Consider the following 18451-nt stretch of genomic DNA (forward strand, 5'->3'; position numbering starts at 1 on the left):
GTCTTTGCGCGAAGGATGCGCCTACTCGGCGCTTCCCGCACGCTCCAGAACCAGCTCGCGCACGCGTGCGGCGTCGGCCTGGCCGCGCATCGCCTTCATGACCGCACCGATGACGGCTCCGGCGGCCTGCACCTTGCCGTCGCGGATCTTGGCCAACACATCCGGCTGGGACGCCAGGGCCTCGTCGATCGCCGCGATCAGCGCGCCGTCGTCCGAGACGACTGCGAGACCGCGAGCGTCGACGACCTCCTGCGGCCGACCCTCGCCCGCCACGACGCCCTCGAGCACCTGGCGCGCCAGGCGGTCGGTGAGCGTGCCGGCCTCGACGAGTCCGGCGAGCTCCGCCACGTGCTGCGGGCTGACCAGGGTGCCGGCTGGCACGTTCTGGGCGTTCGCGAGACGGGCGATCTCGCCGGTCCACCACTTGCGGGCGGCAGCGGGCGACGCGCCGGCGGCGACCGTCGCCGCTACCTCGTCCAGGAGGTCGGCGTTGGCGACATCCTGGAACTCGAGCGCGGTGAAGCCCCACTCGGCGACCAGACGCTTGCGGCGGACGTCGGGAGGCTCGGGAAGCGTCCCGCGCAGCTCCTCCACCCACTCGCGGCTCGGCGCGACCGGAACCAGGTCGGGCTCCGGGAAGTACCGGTAGTCGTCGGCGTCCGACTTGGGACGGCCGGCGCTCGTGGTGCCGGTGTCCTCGTGCCAGTGCCGGGTCTCCTGGACGATGGTGCCTCCGGCGTCGAGGATCGCCGCCTGACGCTGGATCTCGTAGCGCACCGCGCGCTCGATCGAACGCAGCGAGTTGACGTTCTTCGTCTCGGTCCGGGTGCCGAGCTCGGTGCTGCCGCGACGGCGAAGCGAGATGTTCGCGTCGCACCGGACGTTGCCCTCCTCCATGCGCGCGTTCGAGACGCCGAGGCCCTTCACGATGTCACGGATGGCGCGCACGTAAGTGCGACCGACCTCCGGGGCGTCCGCCTCCGTGCCCTCGATGATCTTCGTGACGATCTCGACCAGCGGGACGCCGCCGCGGTTGAAGTCGACCAGCGAGTAGTCGGCGCCCTGGATGCGACCGGTCGCACCGCCGACGTGGGTCAGCTTGCCGGCGTCCTCCTCCATGTGTGCGCGCTCGATCGCGACGACGATCTCGCGGCCGTTCTCGAGCTCGATCGTCACGCTGCCGTCGTGGGCGATCGGCTCGTCGTACTGCGAGGTCTGGAAGTCTTTGGCCAGGTCCGGGTAGAAGTAGTTCTTCCGCGCGAAGCGGCTCGACTCGGCGATCTCGCAGCCGAGGGCGAGACCCAGGCGGATGCTGGACTCGATCGCCTTCTCGTTCACCTGCGGCATCCCGCCCGGGAGGCCTAGGCACGTCGGGCACGTGTTGGTGTTGGCGCCGGAACCGAACTCGTTGGCGCACCCGCAGAACATCTTGGTCTTCGTGTTCAGCTCGACGTGCACCTCGAAGCCGAGGACCGGCTCGAACAGCTCGAGAGCCTTGTCGTAGTCCATCAGCTCGGGCTTCTGTGCGGTGGTGTTCGCCATCAGACGGCTCCCTCTTCGCTCGCGAACATCTCGGTGGCGCTCAGATCGGGCGCCTGGCTCAGCAGCGGGCCGCCCCACCGGTCGATGAGCAGCTGTTCGAGCGCTGCTCCGTAGGTGTAGAGGCGGGCGTCGGCCCGAGCCGGGGCCATCAGCTGCATCCCGACGGGCAGGCCGTCCTCGGGCGCGAGCCCGATCGGCAGGCCCATTCCGGGCACCCCGGCCAGGTTGGCCGGAATCGTGGTGATGTCGTTCAGGTACATCGCCATCGGATCGTCGATCTTCTCGCCCAGCTTGAAGGCGGTCGTCGGCGCGCTCGGGCTGACCAGCACATCCACCTTCTCGAAGGCGGCCTGGAAGTCGCGCTGGATGAGCGTGCGGACCTTCTGCGCGCTGCCGTAGTAGGCGTCGTAGTAGCCGGCGCTGAGCGCGTAGGTGCCCAGGATGATGCGACGCTTCACCTCGGGGCCGAAGCCCGCGTCGCGGGTCGCCGCCATCACGCGCTCGACGGTGACCGGACCGTCGGCCGGGTCGACGCGGAGCCCGAAGCGGACCGAGTCGAAGCGGGCCAGGTTGCTGGACGCCTCGGCGGGCAGGATCAGGTAGTACGCCGACACGGCGTACTCGAAGCTCGGCGCGCTGACCTCGACGATCTCCGCGCCGGCCTCCTCCAGCAGCACCAGCGACTCGTCGAACCGCTGCTTCACACCCGACTGGAAGCCGTCGCCGGCGATCTCGCGGATGACCCCGACGCGCACGCCCTTCAGGGCGCCGTCGCGGTGGCCGGCGCGGGCGGCGTCCGCCATCGACGGCCAGCTGTCGCTGAGCGACGTGGAGTCGAGCGGGTCGTGGCCGCCGATCACGTCGTGCAGCAGGCCTGCGTCGAGCACCGAGCGGGACACCGGGCCGACCTGGTCGAGCGAGCTGGCGAGCGCGATCGCGCCGTACCGGCTGACGCCGCCGTACGTGGGCTTGACGCCCACCGAACCGGTCACCGCGGCGGGCTGGCGGATCGATCCGCCGGTGTCGGAGCCGAGGGCCAGCGGCGCCTCGAACGCGGAGACGGCCGCGGCGGAGCCACCACCGGAGCCACCCGGGATGCGCTCCAGGTCCCACGGGTTGCGGGTCGGGCCGTACGCCGAGTGCTCGGTGGAGGAGCCCATCGCGAACTCGTCCATGTTGGTCTTGCCGAGCGGCACCAGTCCGGCCTCGCGCAGCTTGCGGACGACAGTCGCGTCGTACGGCGGGATCCAGCCCTCGAGGATCTTCGAGCCGGAGGTCGAGGGCATGTCCTGGGTGGCCAGCACATCCTTGATCGCGATCGGGACGCCGGCGAGCGGGCCCAGAGCGTCGCCCGCGGCACGACGGTCGTCGATCTCGGAGGCGGTCCGCACGGCGTTGTCGCCGGCGACGTGCAGGAAGGCGTGGACGTCGGAGTCGACGGCCTCGATGCGGTCCAGGTGGGCGCGGACGGCCTCCACCGAGGAGACCTCGCGCGCGGCGAGCTTCTCGGCGAGGGCCGAGGCGGAGAGACGGGTCAGGTCAGTCATCTCGGCCTACTCCTCATCCAGGATGGTGGCGACCTTGAAGCGGTCGCCCTCACGGGCCGGGGCACCGGACAGCGCCTGCTCGACAGTCAGCGACGGGCGGATCTCGTCGCTGCGGAACACGTTGGTGAGCGGAAGCGGGTGGCTGGTGGCCGGCACGTCAGGGCCGGCCACCTCCTGGACCTTGGCGACGGACTCGACGATCTGGCCGAGCTCCTTCGTGAGGCTCTCGAGCTCTTCCGGGCTGAGGTCGATCCTGGCGAGGTTCGCCAGGTGCGCGACCTGTTCGGCGCTGATGTCGCCTGCGCTGGTTTCAGACAAAGGTGCGTCTCCGTGGGATTCGGTGGTGGAGGGGCTCGCTCGCGATCACGAGGTCGCCCAAGCAATTGTAGGGCGAGCCGATTCTAGGGCGAGCCGAACAACCCGTGACCCAGCCGGTCGACCGCTTGGTACGCCTCCTTGTAGGTCCGCGGCACCGCCGCGCCGGGTGGGCCGTAATGGGCCATGAGCAGCCCGACCAGCCCGACGCCGGGCGGACTGAGCGGGCGGTCCTCGTCTTCCGGAGCCGGAGCGTCCGCCTCCGGGTTGGCCGGCAGGTACTGCGGATGCGTGTCCGGCCAGGTCCCCGGCTGGCGCGGCGACGTGCGATTGATCGCGTTGTCGATCGTCCGCGCACCGCGGTCGCGCTCGGTCAGGTGCGGCAGCCGGAACTTCTTCGAGAGCGTCGCGATCACCGCTGCGTGATGCATCTCCTCGTGGATGATCGTGTTCCGCTCGGTGTACGCCGAGATCGCGATCGCCGGGACGCGGACGCCCAGGCGATCGAAACCGAAGCCGTTCTCCCCCGGCCCGCCGGCGTCCGGCGGTGTGGCCGCCCCGGGCGGGACGTGATCGTACGTGCCGCCGTGCTCGTCGAAAGTCACCAGGAGCATCGTGTTCAGGGCGTTAGACCCCCTCGCGCTGCGCGCGGAACGGATCGCGGAGTACACCCGGTGCAGGAGCAGCTCGCCGGCCCTGACGTCGGAGATGGCGCCGCCGACCACAGCGCCGCCAGCGACCTCCTCGAACGTCTCCGGGCCGCCAGGCGGGTGCATGTCGTTGTGGTCGTACAGGAGGCGCGGTTCGATGAAGGCGTAGTCCGGAAGCGTCCCCTCGGCGACATCCACGTAGAACTGCGACATGGTCCGGAAGTGCGACCTCCAGTAGGGCTGCAGCGCCGGCGCGTGAATGAATCCTGTCAACGAGATGAGCTGCCGGTCGTCGTAGTAGACCCGCCAGCTGCGCCCCACATCCTGCAACCGGTTGAAGATCGTGGGCGCGTCGTTCTTCGGGTCGAACCACTTGCGCAGGCCCTCTGCGCCGCCGTTGTCGACGTACCCGTGCGACGTGGAGGCGTTGAAGAACGACCGGTTGCAGAACGTCTGAGACGGCACGGCGCAATGCCAGTCGTCGTAGACCGCGAACTGCCGCGCGAGGGTCGAGAACACCGGCAGCATGTCCGGGCTGAAGCCGCCCATGACACGGCGGTAGTCGTCGAGCGCCGGCTCCCGTCCGGTGTCCTTGCGCAGCACGCCGACGTAGTCGCGGACGAAGCCGCGCATGGTCGGTGCCGCTCCCGGCTTCGGCGCGTTGTAGGGAGGCTGCAGCTCCGGCAGGCGGGCGTCCGCGTTCGACGGCGGGTCGACGACCTCGTACAGCTGCGTGTTGACGTGCGGGTACACCTCGCCCGGGTCCGGCGACGGCTGGCGCATCACGAAGTCGGTGGTGCCCTCGTAGAGGTGCGCGGGGATGTCCGGGCCGCCCGCCGGGTCGGGGTTGCTGTGGTCGCCGAAGGCGAGACCCTCGAAGCGCCGGCCAGCTGGCAGGTTGTCGTGGTCGTACAGGTGGCCGAGCAGGTTGTCGAAGGAGCGGTTCTCGTACATCAGCACGACCAGGTGGTCGAAGCCCGGGCCGGCGCCGCGTGGCGGCAGCGGCGGGAACTCCTCGCCCGACTCGTTCGCGGTCGGAGAACCCTGCGCTGCCGCGGAGCCGATCGCCGCGCCGGCGGCTCCGCCGGTCGCACCGCCGGCGACCGCGCCCGCCGCGACCAGGCCGGCGCCCTTCAGGAACGCACGACGGCTCGCTCCGCGATCGCCGGGCTCGTCACGCGGCACGGGAGGCAGGTCGTCGTCCGGTCGCATCCCACCCATTATGGATGTCGCCGCCGACTGCGCCCAGGGCCGCTCAGCGCGCAGAGGACGAGGAGTCGCCCGTCAGGACGAGGTCTCCGCGGTCGATGCCGATCATGGCGAGGTTGCGCATGCACTCCGTGCCCACGGTGAAGTACTCGTTGTGGCCGGACGAGCCGGCGAGGCTCGCGTGCGTGAGCGGGTCGACGGCGCCGCCGACACCCATGGGCTTGGCGCCATAGGCCGGCGATCCGGGGTCGCTGCCGAAGAAGGCCGTGTTCACGATCGGGTCCATCGGCGCCTCGCCGACGAACACGTTGCCGCCGGTCACCGAGAGCCCGGCGACCGTCTGCGCGGCGCTTCCGGGCGAACCCATCAGCGCCAGCGCATCCACCGAGACCGTGTGCCGTTCGAGGGCCATGAGAGCGGCGGTCGAGCCGTAGGAGTGGGCGAAGACGCTGAGGTAGGGCTGGTCGTCGGTGCGGAGGGCGCGGATGCCCTCCAGAGTGCGTTCGAGACTGTCGGCGCCCTGGGTCGCCAGCGCTGTACCGCCGATGTTGGTGAGGACCGGCGTCTGGTAGCCGATCCAGGCCACCACCGCGACGCCCGGCGTTCCGCCGTTCCCGCGGGGACCGAGGATGCGGCGCAGGAAGCCGGTCTGGAGGTCGTACTGCTCCTGGGCGACCTTGCCCCACGCCTCGATCTGCTCCCCCACCGACATGTACATGCCGGGCACCAGGACGCTGACGTACCGCGCGGTGCTGAGGTCGCCCACCACGATCGACGCCTTGGCGTCCGCCGTGGGGTCGAGGCTGACGAGCGTCCGCTTCACGCCGTCGTGCTTCGCCAGCGCCGTCTTCACGTTGTCGAGGGTCTGCAGCTGCCGCTGCAACGCAACCCGCTCGGCGCGTCCATGCTCGGTCTTCAGCGTCTGCGTGACGCCCTTGATCGTCTGCGCGAGGTCGAGGGCGTTGGCCCGGCCACGGATGTCGTACGGCACGCCCTCCAGGTTGCCGACGACATGCGGTGCCGCATGGATGAGCAGGTTCTGCTTGGCAGGGTCGATCAGCTTCCAGACCCGGCCGACATCCGCGGGGGCGGGCGCCTGGCGCAGCAGCGACTCGAGTTTGGTCCGGTTCGCGTCGAGGAAGGACGGAAGCGCCGACGCGTCGACCCCGGCGACGGCGCCGAGGACCGACATCGAGCTTCCCGCGCTGGGCGCGGACGGCACGTCGGAGACAGGACCGGACACCGCGGACGAGAGACCGGAATAAGACACGGCCGAGATGGAGACCGGGCTCGCGTGAGCGGCGTCGGCAGGCAGCACGAAAGCCCCGGTCAGTCCTGAGACTGCCGAGGTAACGGTAAGTACAGCTGCAAAGCCGACCAGCACTCCGTCCGGGTCCCTCCGAGAGCGAGCGAGCTAGGCCCTAAAGGTGCGCCCGGGGGAGCGCACGTTTCGACTCTACCCATGAATGGGTGGCGGACGGCAACACGTTCTACCCCCGATTCAGGGGGAGAACTCGAATCCTGTCCACAGGATGACGGACCGGAATCTCACTCTTCGAGGGCCGCGGGCCCCTCCTCGACCAACTTCTTGAACTGGGCCGCGTCGATGACCCGGACACCGAGCTCCTCCGCCTTCGCCAGCTTGGAGCCGGCGCCCGGTCCGGCGGCGACGAAGTCCGTCTTCTTGGAGACGCTGGATGCCGCCTTGCCGCCGGCCGCGATGATCGCCTCCTGCGCACCCTCGCGGCTGTAGCCCTCCAGGGACCCTGTCGCGACGACGGTCAGCCCCGCGAGCACTCCCCCGGCCTCGTCCGAACGGCCCGGTCCCGGGTGGCCCGGAGTGGCGAACTGGACGCCATCAGCCGCCCAGCGCTCAATGATCTCGCGGTGCCACTCGACCTCGAACCAGGCCAGCACCGCGTCCGCGATGATGCCGCCGACACCGTCCACCGCCGCGAGCTCGTCCCGCGAGGAGGAGCGGATGGCGTCCAGCGACCCGAAGTGGTTCGCCAGTGCACGCGCGGCGACGGGGCCGACGTGACGGATGTTCAGAGCGACCAGGATGCGCCACAGCGGCTTCTCGCGCGCGGTCGAGAGGTTGCTCAGCAACTCGATGGCATTCTTCGACGGAACGTACAGCTGGTCGCCGTCGAAGGCCTCCGCCGCGGGTTCGAAGGGTCCGTCCTTCTTCTGACGCCGACGGCGGAACGGAGTGTCTACCTTCTGGTCCCCCGTGTCCGTCAATTTCGGCAATCCGGTCTCCGAATCGCGGACGACGACCTCGATCGGGAAGAGGTCGGCGAGCGTGAGACCGAACAACCCGGCTTCCGTCGGCAGGGGCGGATTCTCGGGAAAACGCGGCTGGGTCAGCGCAGCAGCGGCCACTTCGCCGAGCGCCTCGATGTCGAGCGCACCGCGGGACCCGATGTGCTCCACCCGCCCGCGCACCTGGGCGGGGCAGAACTCGGCGTTCGGGCAGCGCAGGTCGATGTCGCCCTCCTTGGCGGGGGCCAGCCGGGTTCCGCACTCCGGGCAGTTCTCCGGCATCACGAACTCGCGCTCGGTGCCGTCGCGCAGCTCGACCACCGGGCCGAGCACCTCCGGAATCACGTCCCCGGCCTTGCGAAGCACCACGGTGTCCCCGATCAGGACGCCCTTCGCCTTCACGACCTCCTGGTTGTGGAGGGTCGCCTGACGCACCTCGGAGCCGGCGACGCGCACCTTCTCCATCACCGCGAACGGCGTCGCGCGGCCGGTGCGGCCGACGCTGACGACGATGTCGAGCAGCTTCGTGTTCACCTGCTCCGGCGGGTACTTGTAGGCGATGGCCCAGCGGGGCGCGCGACTGGTCGCGCCCAGTTCGTCGTGCAGGGCCAGTTCGTCCACCTTGATGACGATGCCGTCGATCTCGTGCTCCACAGCGCCGCGGTGCGCGCCGTAGTACTCGATGAACTCGTCGACCTTGCGGACGTCGTCGACCACTCGGTAGTGCGTCGAGGTCGGCAGTCCCCATCCCTTCAGCAGCTCGTAGACCTTCGACTGCGCGTCGACCGGCGGGTTCTGCCACGCCCCGATGCCGTGCACCAGCATGTGCAGTCGACGGAGCCGGTTGTGCATCAGCTCCAGCTGCGCCGGACCCTTGCCTTCTGCTTTCTGCCGCAGCGAACCGCTCGCCGCGTTGCGCGCGTTGGCGAAGACGCGCTCGCCTGCCTCGAGTTGGTGTGCGTTGAGCTCCTCGAACTCGGCGACCGGGAAGAACACCTCACCGCGCACCTCCACCAGGGCCGGCGGCTCGTCGGTGTCGAGTCGCGTCGGGATGGCCGGGATCCAGCGGATGTTCTCGGTCACGTCCTCCCCCACCACCCCGTCGCCGCGGGTGGCGGCCGAGACCAGTACGCCCTTCACATAGCGGAGGTTGATCGCCAGGCCGTCGATCTTCAGTTCGCAGAGGTAGTCGACCCGACGACCGGCATCCCGCTCCACACGCGCGGCCCACGCCTCGAACTCCGCGAGGGAGAAGACGTTGTCGAGGCTCAGCATCCGCTCGGCGTGCTCCACCGGGGCGAACAGCGTCGTCTGAGCGCGGCCGCCCACCGTCTGGGTCGGGCTGTCCTGCGATTGCAGTTCAGGGTGGAGCCGCTCCAGCTCCTCGAGCCGCCGCATCATGCGGTCGTACTCTTCGTCGCTGACGAGCACGGTGTCGCGCTCGTAGTACGCGTCGCGCAACTCCAGGATGCGCGTCGTCAGCTGCTCCGCCTCGCTCCGCGCATCCGCGAGCTGGCCGTCGGTCGTCGTCTCGATCGCCACCCGTCCAGCTTATTCGCGACCCCCGACGCCGGCGCCCGCAACGGAGGAGACCCGCACGGACACGCCGCCCTGCGTCGGGACACGGAGGTGCCTGCGGGAGTCCGCCCCCGTCCTCCTCCGTCTCTCGCGCTGAGGGCCGGCGCCGGAAACGGAGGAGGCCCGCCCCGCGTTCGGTCACAGACTCCTCCGTTCCTCCACGAAATCGCCCCTCTCCGCGCGGGCATCCTCCGTTGCCGGAGGCTCACGGATGGCTGCGCCGCACCGGGATCGACCGACGGCTGAGCACCGCCGCCACGAGGAAGCACGCCGCTCCGAGGAGCGTGCCGAGGTTCGCCCAGAACAGGCTGACGAGGTCGCCGGTCGCGGGAAGGGTATACGCACCCACGGCGGAGATCCCGAAGAAAACGGACCCGAGGAGGTTCAGCCACGCGCCGTGCCAGGTGCGGGCGCGCGGATCCCAGAGCCGCTCCCGATCGACGGTCGCGACCACCGCGAGTGCGCTGGCCAGCAGGAAGCACAGGGAGCCCAGGGCATCCGGTCGCCAGCCGTCGCCGATGCGGGCGTCCTCGTTGATCGCGACGACGAGCGCAGCCGTCGTGCTGGCGTTGAAGAGCAGAGTGCCGACGAACTGCACCGCGGCCGCCCACCAGTCATAGCGGTCGGGTCGGTTCGAGCCGCGACGAGGTGGTCGGCGACCGCTCAGAGCGAGCTGGATCAGGGCCGCCGCTGTGAAGAACAGTGCCCCGACGAAGAACGTCAGGTTGGTGACGATGGCCCCGACGGCCTGCTGGTAGAACGGCACGGCCCCGACGAAGAAGAACAGCGAGCCGATGCCGAAGCCCCAGGCCTCGCGCCGGAGACGGATTGCTCGCTGTGCCGTCATGTCCGGAGCCTAGGGCTCAGCGGCCCTGCGCGGCACCGGCGATTTTGGTTCAGACCGGGACGGCGGAGATGGTGCGATCGATGGTCGTCTGACCGAGGACGCGGGTGCCGACGTAGACCACCGCCGTCTGCCCAGGGGCGACACCGTTGAGCGGGATGTCCGGACGGACGACCAACTCACCCGCGGTCACCGACGCGACGGCGGGCACGGGATCGGCGTGCGCGCGGATCTGGACCTCGCACGCGAACGGGGTGGCCGGGTCGGCCGGCGGCTGCCCCGCCCAGGTGAAGCGCGAGCCGGCGATCTCCGCGATGTCGAGCGCCTCGCGCGGACCGACGACCACCTCGTTCTCCTTCGGTCGCACCTCCAGCACGAAGCGGGGGCGGCCGTCAGGCGAGGGGTAGCCGACGTTCAGGCCCTTGCGCTGCCCGACCGTGTACGCGTGCGCACCTTCGTGGGAGCCGAGGCGGTTGCCCTCCCGGTCGACGATGTCGCCGGTGGCGGTTCCGACGCGCTCAGCAAGCCAGCCGCGGGTGTCCCCGTCGGGGATGAAGCAGATGTCGTGCGAGTCCGGCTTGTTCGCGACGCTCAGGCCGCGCGCCGCGGCCTCCGCTCGCACCTCCGCCTTGGACGGGGTGGCACCGAGCGGGAACATCGCGTGCGCGAGCTGCTCCGTCGTGAGCACGCCGAGCACGTACGACTGGTCCTTCGCCCAGGCGCTCGCCCGGTGCAGCTCGCGGTTGCCATGCTCGTCGGTGACGATCGCTGCGTAGTGGCCGGTGCAGACCGCGTCGAAGCCGAGGTCGAGAGCCTTCTCGAGGAGGGCGGCGAACTTGATCCGCTCGTTGCAGCGCATGCACGGGTTCGGGGTGCGGCCCGCGGAGTACTCCGCGATGAAGTCGTCGACGACGTCCAGCTTGAAGCGCTCGGAGAAGTCCCACACGTAGTACGGCATGCCGATGATGTTCGCGGCGCGCTGCGCATCCATCGAGTCTTCGATCGTGCAGCACCCCCGACTGCCGGTGCGCAGAGTGCCCGGCATGCGCGACAGCGCGAGGTGGACGCCGACCACGTCGTGGCCGGCCTCGACGGCGCGGGCCGCCGCCACTGCGGAGTCGACTCCCCCGCTCATCGCTGCCAGAACCTTCACCCGCCGATTGTACCTGCGCTCACCTGGGTGCCCCCGCCGCGCCTCCCGTGGGCTCGATTTGCGCCAAATCTGCCTTTTCACCCGGCGTAAGGCACGATTTGGGGCAAATGTGCGAGCCGAGGTACGAGTCAGGATTTGGGGCAAATGTCGGCTTCGAGTGGGCGAGAGCGACGATTCGGGGCAAATGTCGGGCTCAGCGAGGCGAGGGAGTGCGGGGTCAGCGGCCGAGGCGGGTCGCCCGCTCGGCGAGGCCCGCCCGGGTCGCCTGCGCGTAGGCGGCGGGCAGCGCGCCGAGCAGCGCGTCCACGTCGGCCTCCGTCGAGGTGCGGCCGAGCGTGAATCGCAGCGCGCTGCGTGCCTCCTCGTCGCTGCGGCCCATCGCGAGCAGCACGTGCGACGGTTCCGGGATGCCGGCCTGGCAGGCCGACCCCGTCGAGACGGAGACGCCCGCCATGTCGAGCAGGAACAGCAGAGAATCGCCCTGCGCGCCGGGGAACGTGAAGTGAACGTTGGACGCGACCCGCTCGCTGCCCGGCTCCGGCCCGCTCAGCACCGCCTCCGGCACCGTCGCCCGCACCCCATGGATGAGCCGCTCCTGCAGCGCCCCGAGCCGCGCCGCCTCCGCTTCGCGCTCGCCTTCCGCCGCACGCGCCGCGACCGCGAACGACACGGCCGCCGCCACATCCTGCGTCCCGCTCCGCACCTGCCGCTGCTGCCCGCCGCCGTGGATGAGCGGAACGACCGTGGAGGCGCGGCTCAGCACGAGCGCCCCGATGCCGACAGGGCCGCCGATCTTGTGGGCGGAAACGCTCAGCGCATCCACACCGAGGACCGCGAAGTCGAGCGGAAGGTGTCCGTAGGCGGCGACCGCATCCACGTGAACGGGTACACCGGCCGTGCGCGCCGCCGCGGCGAGCGCTGCTACGGGCTGAACCGTGCCGACCTCGTTGTTGACGGCCAGGAAGGTGAGCAGCGCGACATCGGCCGCGTCGATCTCGGACGGCACGACGACCCGGCCCGACGCGTCGAGCGGCAGCCAGGCGGCCTGCGCCCCCTCCGACCGTTCCAGCCACTCCACCGTGTCGACGGTCGCGTGGTGCTCTCCCCCTGGCACGAGGATGCGCGGCCGGTGCGCTCCGTCGTTGCGTGCCCAGAACATCCCTTTGACGGCCAGGTTGATCGCCTCGGTGCCGCCGGAGGTGAAGACGACCTCGATCGGCTCGGCGCCGAGGGTCGCAGCGACGGTTTCCCGCGCCTCCTCGAGCATCCGCCTGGCCTGCTGACCCTGGCTGTGGATGCTGGAGGGGTTGCCGACGACGCCCATGGCCTCGGTGTAGGCGGCGATCGCCTCCGGGCGCATCGGCGTGGTGGCGGCGTGGTCCAGGTAGACCGGCACGGTGCCCTCCGAAGCTGACGTCCAGGCGTGTGTCACTACTCTAGAGCGCATGACCTCGACCGATCCTTTGCGGAACCTGGGTGTACGCGTCGGGCCGCACGGGGGCGAGCTGCGGGTCTTCTCGGCGAGCGCCGACGGCATGGAGCTGTGCCTGTTCGACGAGACCGACCCGAACTGGCTGACCAAGTCGGTGCCGATGACGCGCGACGCGAACAACGTCTGGGTGGGCCGCTCTCGCTCGCTGACCGTCGGCAGCCGTTACGCCGTCCGCGTCTCCGGCCCCAACGCGCCCGCGAACTCCTTCGACCCGGAGGCGCTGCTGCTCGACCCGTACGCGCGCTCTGTGGTGCGGGTCGCCTCGGACGGCTTCCGTTCGGTCGTCGTCTCTGACGCCTTCGACTGGGGCGACGCGCGCAAGCCGGGCACCCCGCTGGACCACACGGTCGTCTACGAGGCGCACGTGAAAGGCATCAGCCGGCTGAACCCGTCGGTTCCGGAGGAACTGCGCGGCAGCTATGCGGGCCTCGCCCACGAGTCCACCATCGCCTACCTCAAGGACCTCGGCGTGACCGCCGTTCAGCTGCTGCCGGTGCAGGCGTTCGTCTCGGAGCAGCGTCTCATCCAGCAGGGGCTCACCAACTACTGGGGCTACAACACGCTCAACTTCTTCAGCCCTCACGCGCCCTACGCCTCGCGTGCGGCACAGTCGGAGGGGCCCGCCGCCGTGATCGCCGAGTTCAAGGGCATGGTGAAGCTGCTGCACCTGGCCGGCATCGAGGTGATCCTCGACGTCGTCTACAACCACACGGCCGAGGAGGGCATCGGCGGCCCGCGCGGCAGCTTCCGCGGCATCGACAACTCCACCTACTACCGGCACGACGACACCGGCGCGTACATCGACGTGACGGGGTGCGGCAACACGGTCGACTTCGGTAAGCCGGTCCCGCAGCGGCTCGTGCTCGACTCGCTCCGCTACTGGGCGAACGAGATGCAGATCGACGGCTTCCGCTTCGACCTCGCGGCCACGCTCGGCCGCGGCATGGACGCCGCCTTCCACCGCGACCACCCGCTCCTCCTCGCCGCGCAGTCCGACCCGGCGCTGCAGGGCGTCAAGCTGATCGCCGAGCCGTGGGATGTGGGACTCGGCGGCTGGCAGACCGGCAACTTCCCCGGCCCCATCGACGACCACCCCGGATGGTCGGAGTGGAACGACCGCTACCGCGACCGGGTCCGCAACTTCTGGCTCGCCGACATCGCGGAGGCCCGCCGCCACGGCCAGGCGCCGGTCGGCATCGGCGGCTTCGCGACCCGGCTAGCCGGCTCCTCCAACACGTTCTCGGCGGAGCGCGGACCACTCGCATCGATCAACTTCGTGACCGCGCACGACGGCTTCACCATGTCCGACCTGACCGCGTACGACGTGAAGCACAACCTCGGCAACGGCGAGAACAACCGCGACGGCACCGACAACAACCGCTCGTTCAACCACGGCGTCGAAGGTCCGACCGTGGATGAGGCGGTGCTGCTCGCCCGCACCAAGGCCGTCCGCAACCTGATGGGGACGCTGCTGCTCTCCGCCGGCGTGCCGATGCTCACATCCGGCGACGAGTACGGGCGCAGCCAGCGCGGCAACAACAACGCCTACTGCCACGACAGCGAGCTGACCTGGCTGAGCTGGCTGCGGACCCGTGAGCAGCGGGAACTCTACGACACCACCAAGCGGCTGCTGCAGCTGCGGCGGGAGAACCCGGCGCTGCGTCCCAGCCGCTACGCGGTCTCCGGCCAGGCGACGCCGAACGCCAGTCACATGGACTGGTATGACGCAACGGGCCAGCGGATGGACGACGAGGACTGGAATTCCCCCGAGAACCGGACCCTGCAGTACCTTGCGGCATCGACACCGGTCACGGAGGCGTTCAACCGCATCCTCCTCATCGTGCACGGCGTGGAGGACGACGTGGAGGTGTCCCTGCCGGTCGCCCCCGGCGTCACGTCCTACCAGCTGCTGTGGGACTCGTCGACCGAGGTGCCGATCCCGGAGGACGCGGCCGAGCTCGCACCGGGTTCCGCGCGGCTCGTCGGCGGCACGTCGATGCAACTGTTCCGGGCGAACGGTCCGCGGGTGGAGGAGCTGGGCTGATGGTCCGGCAGAAGGCGTCCGCCGGAACGCCGGCGACGGTCGCGCTGACCGCAGCGGGCATCCCCTTCGCCGCCCATCCCTACGAGCACGACCCGGCGGCGCCGTCCTTCGGCCTGGAGGCGGCCGAGGCGCTCGGCGTCGAGCCGGAGCGGGTGTTCAAGACCCTGCTGGTCGAGACCGACCTGGGCCTCGTGGTCGGCGTCGTCCCGGTGACCGGGATGCTCGACCTGAAGGCGCTCGCCGCCGCCGTCGGCGCGAAACGCGCCACGATGGCGGACCCGGCCGTCGCCGAGCGCCGCACCGGCTACGTCGTCGGAGGGATCAGCCCGATCGGGCAGAAGACGCGGCACACGACCGTGGTGGATGAGACGGCGCAGCTGCTCGACACCGTCTTCGTCTCCGGCGGCAGGCGCGGCTTCGACGTGGAGCTCTCCCCTGGCGACCTGCTGGCGGCGACCGGCGGCGCGTTCGCCGCGATCGCGAAGTGACCGCATCCGTGGGACGCAACACGCCGCACAGCGACGCGGATAGCGGCGTGTCTCGTCCCACGGATGCGACCGAGGCGGTCTCGGTGCGGCGCGCGACGGTCGACGACGCGCGAGCGATCGCCCGCGTGCACGTCCTATCGTGGCGAGAGACCTACGCCGGCCGTATGCCTGCCGAGTTCCTCGCCGCCCTCGACATCGAGCGTTTCGCCTCACGCTGGGCGGGCATCCTCGCTGACGGCCGGACGGACGCCTTCATCGCCGAACGCGACGGCGAGGTCATCGGATGGGCCACCGCCGGCGCAGGCCGCGACGACGATGCGCCGCGCCCGCGCGAGCTCGAAGGCATCTACCTGCTGGCGAGCGCGCACGGCTCCGGTGCCGGCCAGCAGCTGCTCGACGCGGTGATCGGGGACGCCCCCGCGTACCTCTGGGTGCTGGACGGCAACGCCCGGGCCGAGGCGTTCTACCGCCGGAACGGGTTCACCCGCGACGGCGGCGCCACCACCCATCCGGTCGGCGACACGTCCGTCCCCGCCGTACGCATGTCCCGCTGACCGCCGCACCCGCAGGCCCCCACCCGCAAGCCCCACCGTCGAGTACACGAATTCTGCACGCAAACAAGCGTCCGAGCGTGCAGTATTCGTGTACTCGACGGCGGGCGGCGGGGGGCGGGGGCGGGTAGGCGCGGGCGACGGGAGCGGGCGTCAGGATGCGACGGTGACGAGACCGAGCTCGGCCGGGGTGAGCAGCAGGTCGTTCACCGGCACCACGCGGACCGTGTAGCCGAAGGACCCCGCCCAGGCGAGACGGACAGTTCCGACGAACTCGTGCGCCACCGACGCGTCGTGCGTTCCCGGAACCGCTGAGTCCACCGTGAGGGCCTGGCGGCGGACGTCGGTCAGGTCGCCGCCGTCGTGGCTGCGGCCGAAGACGACCTGCACCTCGACATCCTCGGGAGCCAGGCCGTTGAGGTTCACCAGTGCGCGCACGTGCAGCTCGTCGCCGACCTGCGGCACCGCGTCCACCCCGCCCGCGTCGACGTGGGCGACATTGACCCCCGGCCAGGCCGCCTTCACGCGTCCCTTCCACGTGGCCAGCGACCGCGCCTCGGCGTAGTCGTTCTCGCTCAGGCGCTTCTCGTAGTCCGCGGCCGGCACGTACAGGCGCTCGACGTACTCGCGCACCATCCGCTCCGCCGACAGCGGCGAGGACAGCGTGGCCAGCGTGTGCCGGATGCGCGCGATCCACGCGGTCGGCACATCGTCGCCGTCGCGCTCGTAGAAGCGGGTCGCGATCTGGTTCTCGATCAGGTCGTACATCGCCTCCGCCTCGAGCGCGTCGCGCTCGGCGCTGTCGCCAGCCGCGTCGGCGGACGGGATCGCCCAGCCGTTCTCGCCGTCATAGAACTCGTTCCACCAGCCGTCGAGGATCGACAGGTTGAGCGCGCCGTTGAGCGCGGCCTTCATCCCAGAGGTGCCGCAGGCCTCCAGCGGCCGCAGCGGGTTGTTCAGCCAGACGTCGGTTCCGGGGTAGAGCAGCTGCGCCATCCCGATGTCGTAGTCGGGCAGGAACACCATCCGCTGCCGGATGTCGGCCTCCGATGCGAACTGCACGAGCTTCTGGATGAGGCGCTTGCCCTCGTCGTCGGCCGGGTGCGACTTGCCGGCGATCACGAATTGCACCGGCCGCTTCGGGTCGGTGAGGATGCGCCGCAGCCGGTCCGGGTCGTGCAGCATGAGCGTCAAGCGCTTGTATGTCGGCACCCGGCGTGCGAACCCGATGGTGAGGACGTTCGGGTCGAGGAGGTCGTCCATCCAGGCGGGTGAGATCCCGCCGGGGTTCTGCTCCCGCCACGCGGCCTCGACGCGGCGGCGCGCGTCCTGCACGAGCTGTTCCCGCATCCTGTTGCGCACACCCCAGAGGTCGAGGTCGCTGACGGCGGCGGCGTTGCCCCAGTCGGCGTGCGTAGTGTCCTCGGTGCCCAGCCGCTCCAGCGCGAGCGCGCGCAGCATGGGGTCGGTCCAGGTGGGTGCGTGGACCCCGTTGGTGACGGAGTCGATCGGCACCTCCTGCGGGTCGAAGCCCGGGTAGAGGCCGTTGAACATGTGCCGCGAGACGTCGCCGTGCAGCTGGGAGACGCCGTTCGCGTGCTGGCCGAGTCGGAGCCCCATGACCGCCATGTTGAAGACGGCGGGCGAACCGCCCGGGTAGTCCTCCGCGCCCAGCGGGAGCACCTGGTCGACGCTGACACCGGGCAGGAGCGTTGTCGAGAAGTAGCGCTCCACCAGCGGACGGTCGAACCGGTCGATACCGGCCGGGACCGGTGTGTGCGTGGTGAACACGGTGCCGGCGCGCACGACCTGCAGCGCCTGGTCGAAGCTGAGCCCCTCGCCGATCAGGTCGGAGATGCGCTCCAGCCCGAGGAATCCGGCGTGCCCCTCGTTGGTGTGGAACACCTCCGCCTCGGGAGCGCCGGTCAGCTCGGTCCACGCCTTCACCGCGCGCGCCCCGCCGATGCCGAGCAGCAGCTCCTGCAGCAGGCGGTGCTCGCCGCCGCCGCCGTACAGGCGATCGGTGACCGAGCGCAGCCGCTCCTCGTTGTCCGGGATGTCCGTGTCGAGCAGGAGCAGCTTCACCCGGCCGACGGCGGCCTGCCAGACGCGGGCGTGCAGCACGCCGTCCGGGAGCGCCAGCGAGATCTGCACCGGCGTGCCGTCCGGGTCGCGCAGCACGCTGAGCGGCAGGCCGTCCGGGTCGAGCGTCGGGTAGCTCTCCAGCTGCCAGCCGTCCGGAGTGATCGCCTGCGAGAAGTAACCCGAGCGGTAGAACAGGCCGGCGGCGACGAGCGGGACGCCCAGGTCGCTTGCCGCCTTCAGGTGGTCTCCGGCGAGGATGCCGAGACCGCCGGAGTACTGGGGCAGGGTGGCGGCGATACCGAACTCGGGCGAGAAGTAGGCGATCGTCTGCGGCGCGCCGTCGCCGAGCGACTGGTACCAGCGCGGCTCGCTCAGGTACGAGCGGAGATCGTCGCGGATGTGGTTCGCCCAGTCGACGTACCCCTGGTCGTCCGCCAGTTCAGCCAGACGCGACGGTTCGACGGCCCCCAGGAGGGCGATCGGGTCGTGCCTGACCTGCTGCCACAAGTCGGGCGAGATGCGGGCGAACAGCTCCTTGGTGGGCTCGTGCCACGACCAGCGGAGGTTGCCGGCGATCTCCTCCAATGCGGAGAGGTTGTCGGGGAGGACTGCTCGGACGGTGAATCTACGGATGGCCTTCACTCGGTCCACTGTAAAGGAGCCTCATGTCGGGCAGGTTAATGAGTGT

13 protein-coding genes are annotated in these 18451 nt (G+C 70.4%); 3 read left to right on the plus strand and 10 right to left on the minus strand.

The window, feature by feature from the left end; all coding sequences use genetic code 11:
• Positions 1–21: 21 nt before the first annotated feature.
• The 9 genes from gatB to AB4079_RS11660 form a co-directional block, all read right to left on the minus strand.
• Complete coding sequence (gatB, locus tag AB4079_RS11620) at positions 22–1542, minus strand: Asp-tRNA(Asn)/Glu-tRNA(Gln) amidotransferase subunit GatB (protein ID WP_441787443.1); 1521 nt, start codon at positions 1540–1542, stop codon at positions 22–24.
• Positions 1542–3089 carry an Asp-tRNA(Asn)/Glu-tRNA(Gln) amidotransferase subunit GatA gene (gene gatA / locus AB4079_RS11625; RefSeq protein WP_441787444.1) on the minus strand — a complete coding sequence of 516 codons (1548 nt, stop codon included), beginning with the start codon at positions 3087–3089 and terminating at the stop codon, positions 1542–1544. The genes gatB and gatA overlap by 1 nt, the downstream gene beginning before the upstream one ends.
• A 6-nt stretch (positions 3090–3095) precedes the next feature.
• Entirely contained in the window at positions 3096–3407 is a 312-nt protein-coding gene (gene gatC / locus AB4079_RS11630; RefSeq protein ID WP_441787445.1) for an Asp-tRNA(Asn)/Glu-tRNA(Gln) amidotransferase subunit GatC, read from the minus strand.
• Between the two features lie 83 nt (positions 3408–3490).
• Positions 3491–5266, minus strand: a complete 1776-nt coding sequence (locus tag AB4079_RS11635; RefSeq protein ID WP_441787446.1) for an alkaline phosphatase family protein — start codon at positions 5264–5266, stop codon at positions 3491–3493.
• A 43-nt stretch (positions 5267–5309) separates the two neighbouring features.
• Positions 5310–6533 carry an alpha/beta hydrolase gene (locus tag AB4079_RS11640; RefSeq protein WP_441787447.1) on the minus strand — a complete coding sequence of 408 codons (1224 nt, stop codon included), beginning with the start codon at positions 6531–6533 and terminating at the stop codon, positions 5310–5312.
• Positions 6534–6811: 278 nt separating this feature from the next.
• Positions 6812–9070, minus strand: coding sequence for an NAD-dependent DNA ligase LigA (gene ligA, locus AB4079_RS11645; protein ID WP_441787448.1), 2259 nt, complete (start codon positions 9068–9070; stop codon positions 6812–6814).
• 241 nt (positions 9071–9311) lie between these two features.
• Positions 9312–9953, minus strand: a complete 642-nt coding sequence (locus AB4079_RS11650; RefSeq protein WP_441787449.1) for a hypothetical protein — start codon at positions 9951–9953, stop codon at positions 9312–9314.
• A gap of 49 nt (positions 9954–10002) precedes the next feature.
• Positions 10003–11103, minus strand: coding sequence for a tRNA 2-thiouridine(34) synthase MnmA (gene mnmA, locus AB4079_RS11655; RefSeq protein WP_441787450.1), 1101 nt, complete (start codon positions 11101–11103; stop codon positions 10003–10005).
• A gap of 217 nt (positions 11104–11320) precedes the next feature.
• Entirely contained in the window at positions 11321–12499 is a 1179-nt protein-coding gene (locus AB4079_RS11660) for a cysteine desulfurase family protein (protein WP_441787451.1), read from the minus strand.
• 49 nt (positions 12500–12548) lie between these two features.
• Here AB4079_RS11660 and glgX point away from each other — a divergent pair, with 49 nt between their 5' ends.
• From glgX to AB4079_RS11675, 3 genes are read left to right on the plus strand one after another with little or no spacing between them, the layout of a single operon-like run.
• Positions 12549–14639, plus strand: a complete 2091-nt coding sequence (gene glgX, locus AB4079_RS11665; protein WP_441787452.1) for a glycogen debranching protein GlgX — start codon at positions 12549–12551, stop codon at positions 14637–14639.
• A complete protein-coding gene (ybaK, locus tag AB4079_RS11670) occupies positions 14639–15127 on the plus strand; it encodes a Cys-tRNA(Pro) deacylase (protein WP_441787453.1) in 489 nt (162 codons plus the stop codon). The genes glgX and ybaK overlap by 1 nt, the downstream gene beginning before the upstream one ends.
• Before the next feature lie 47 nt (positions 15128–15174).
• Positions 15175–15681 carry a GNAT family N-acetyltransferase gene (locus tag AB4079_RS11675; protein ID WP_441787454.1) on the plus strand — a complete coding sequence of 169 codons (507 nt, stop codon included), beginning with the start codon at positions 15175–15177 and terminating at the stop codon, positions 15679–15681.
• Positions 15682–15831: 150 nt separating this feature from the next.
• On the opposite strand, the gene glgP is transcribed toward AB4079_RS11675, so the two are convergent.
• Entirely contained in the window at positions 15832–18405 is a 2574-nt protein-coding gene (gene glgP / locus AB4079_RS11680; protein WP_441787455.1) for an alpha-glucan family phosphorylase, read from the minus strand.
• Positions 18406–18451: the final 46 nt, after the last annotated feature.

The organism is Leifsonia sp. 2MCAF36, assembly GCF_052115525.1.
Taxonomy (GTDB): Bacteria; Actinomycetota; Actinomycetes; order Actinomycetales; family Microbacteriaceae; genus Leifsonia.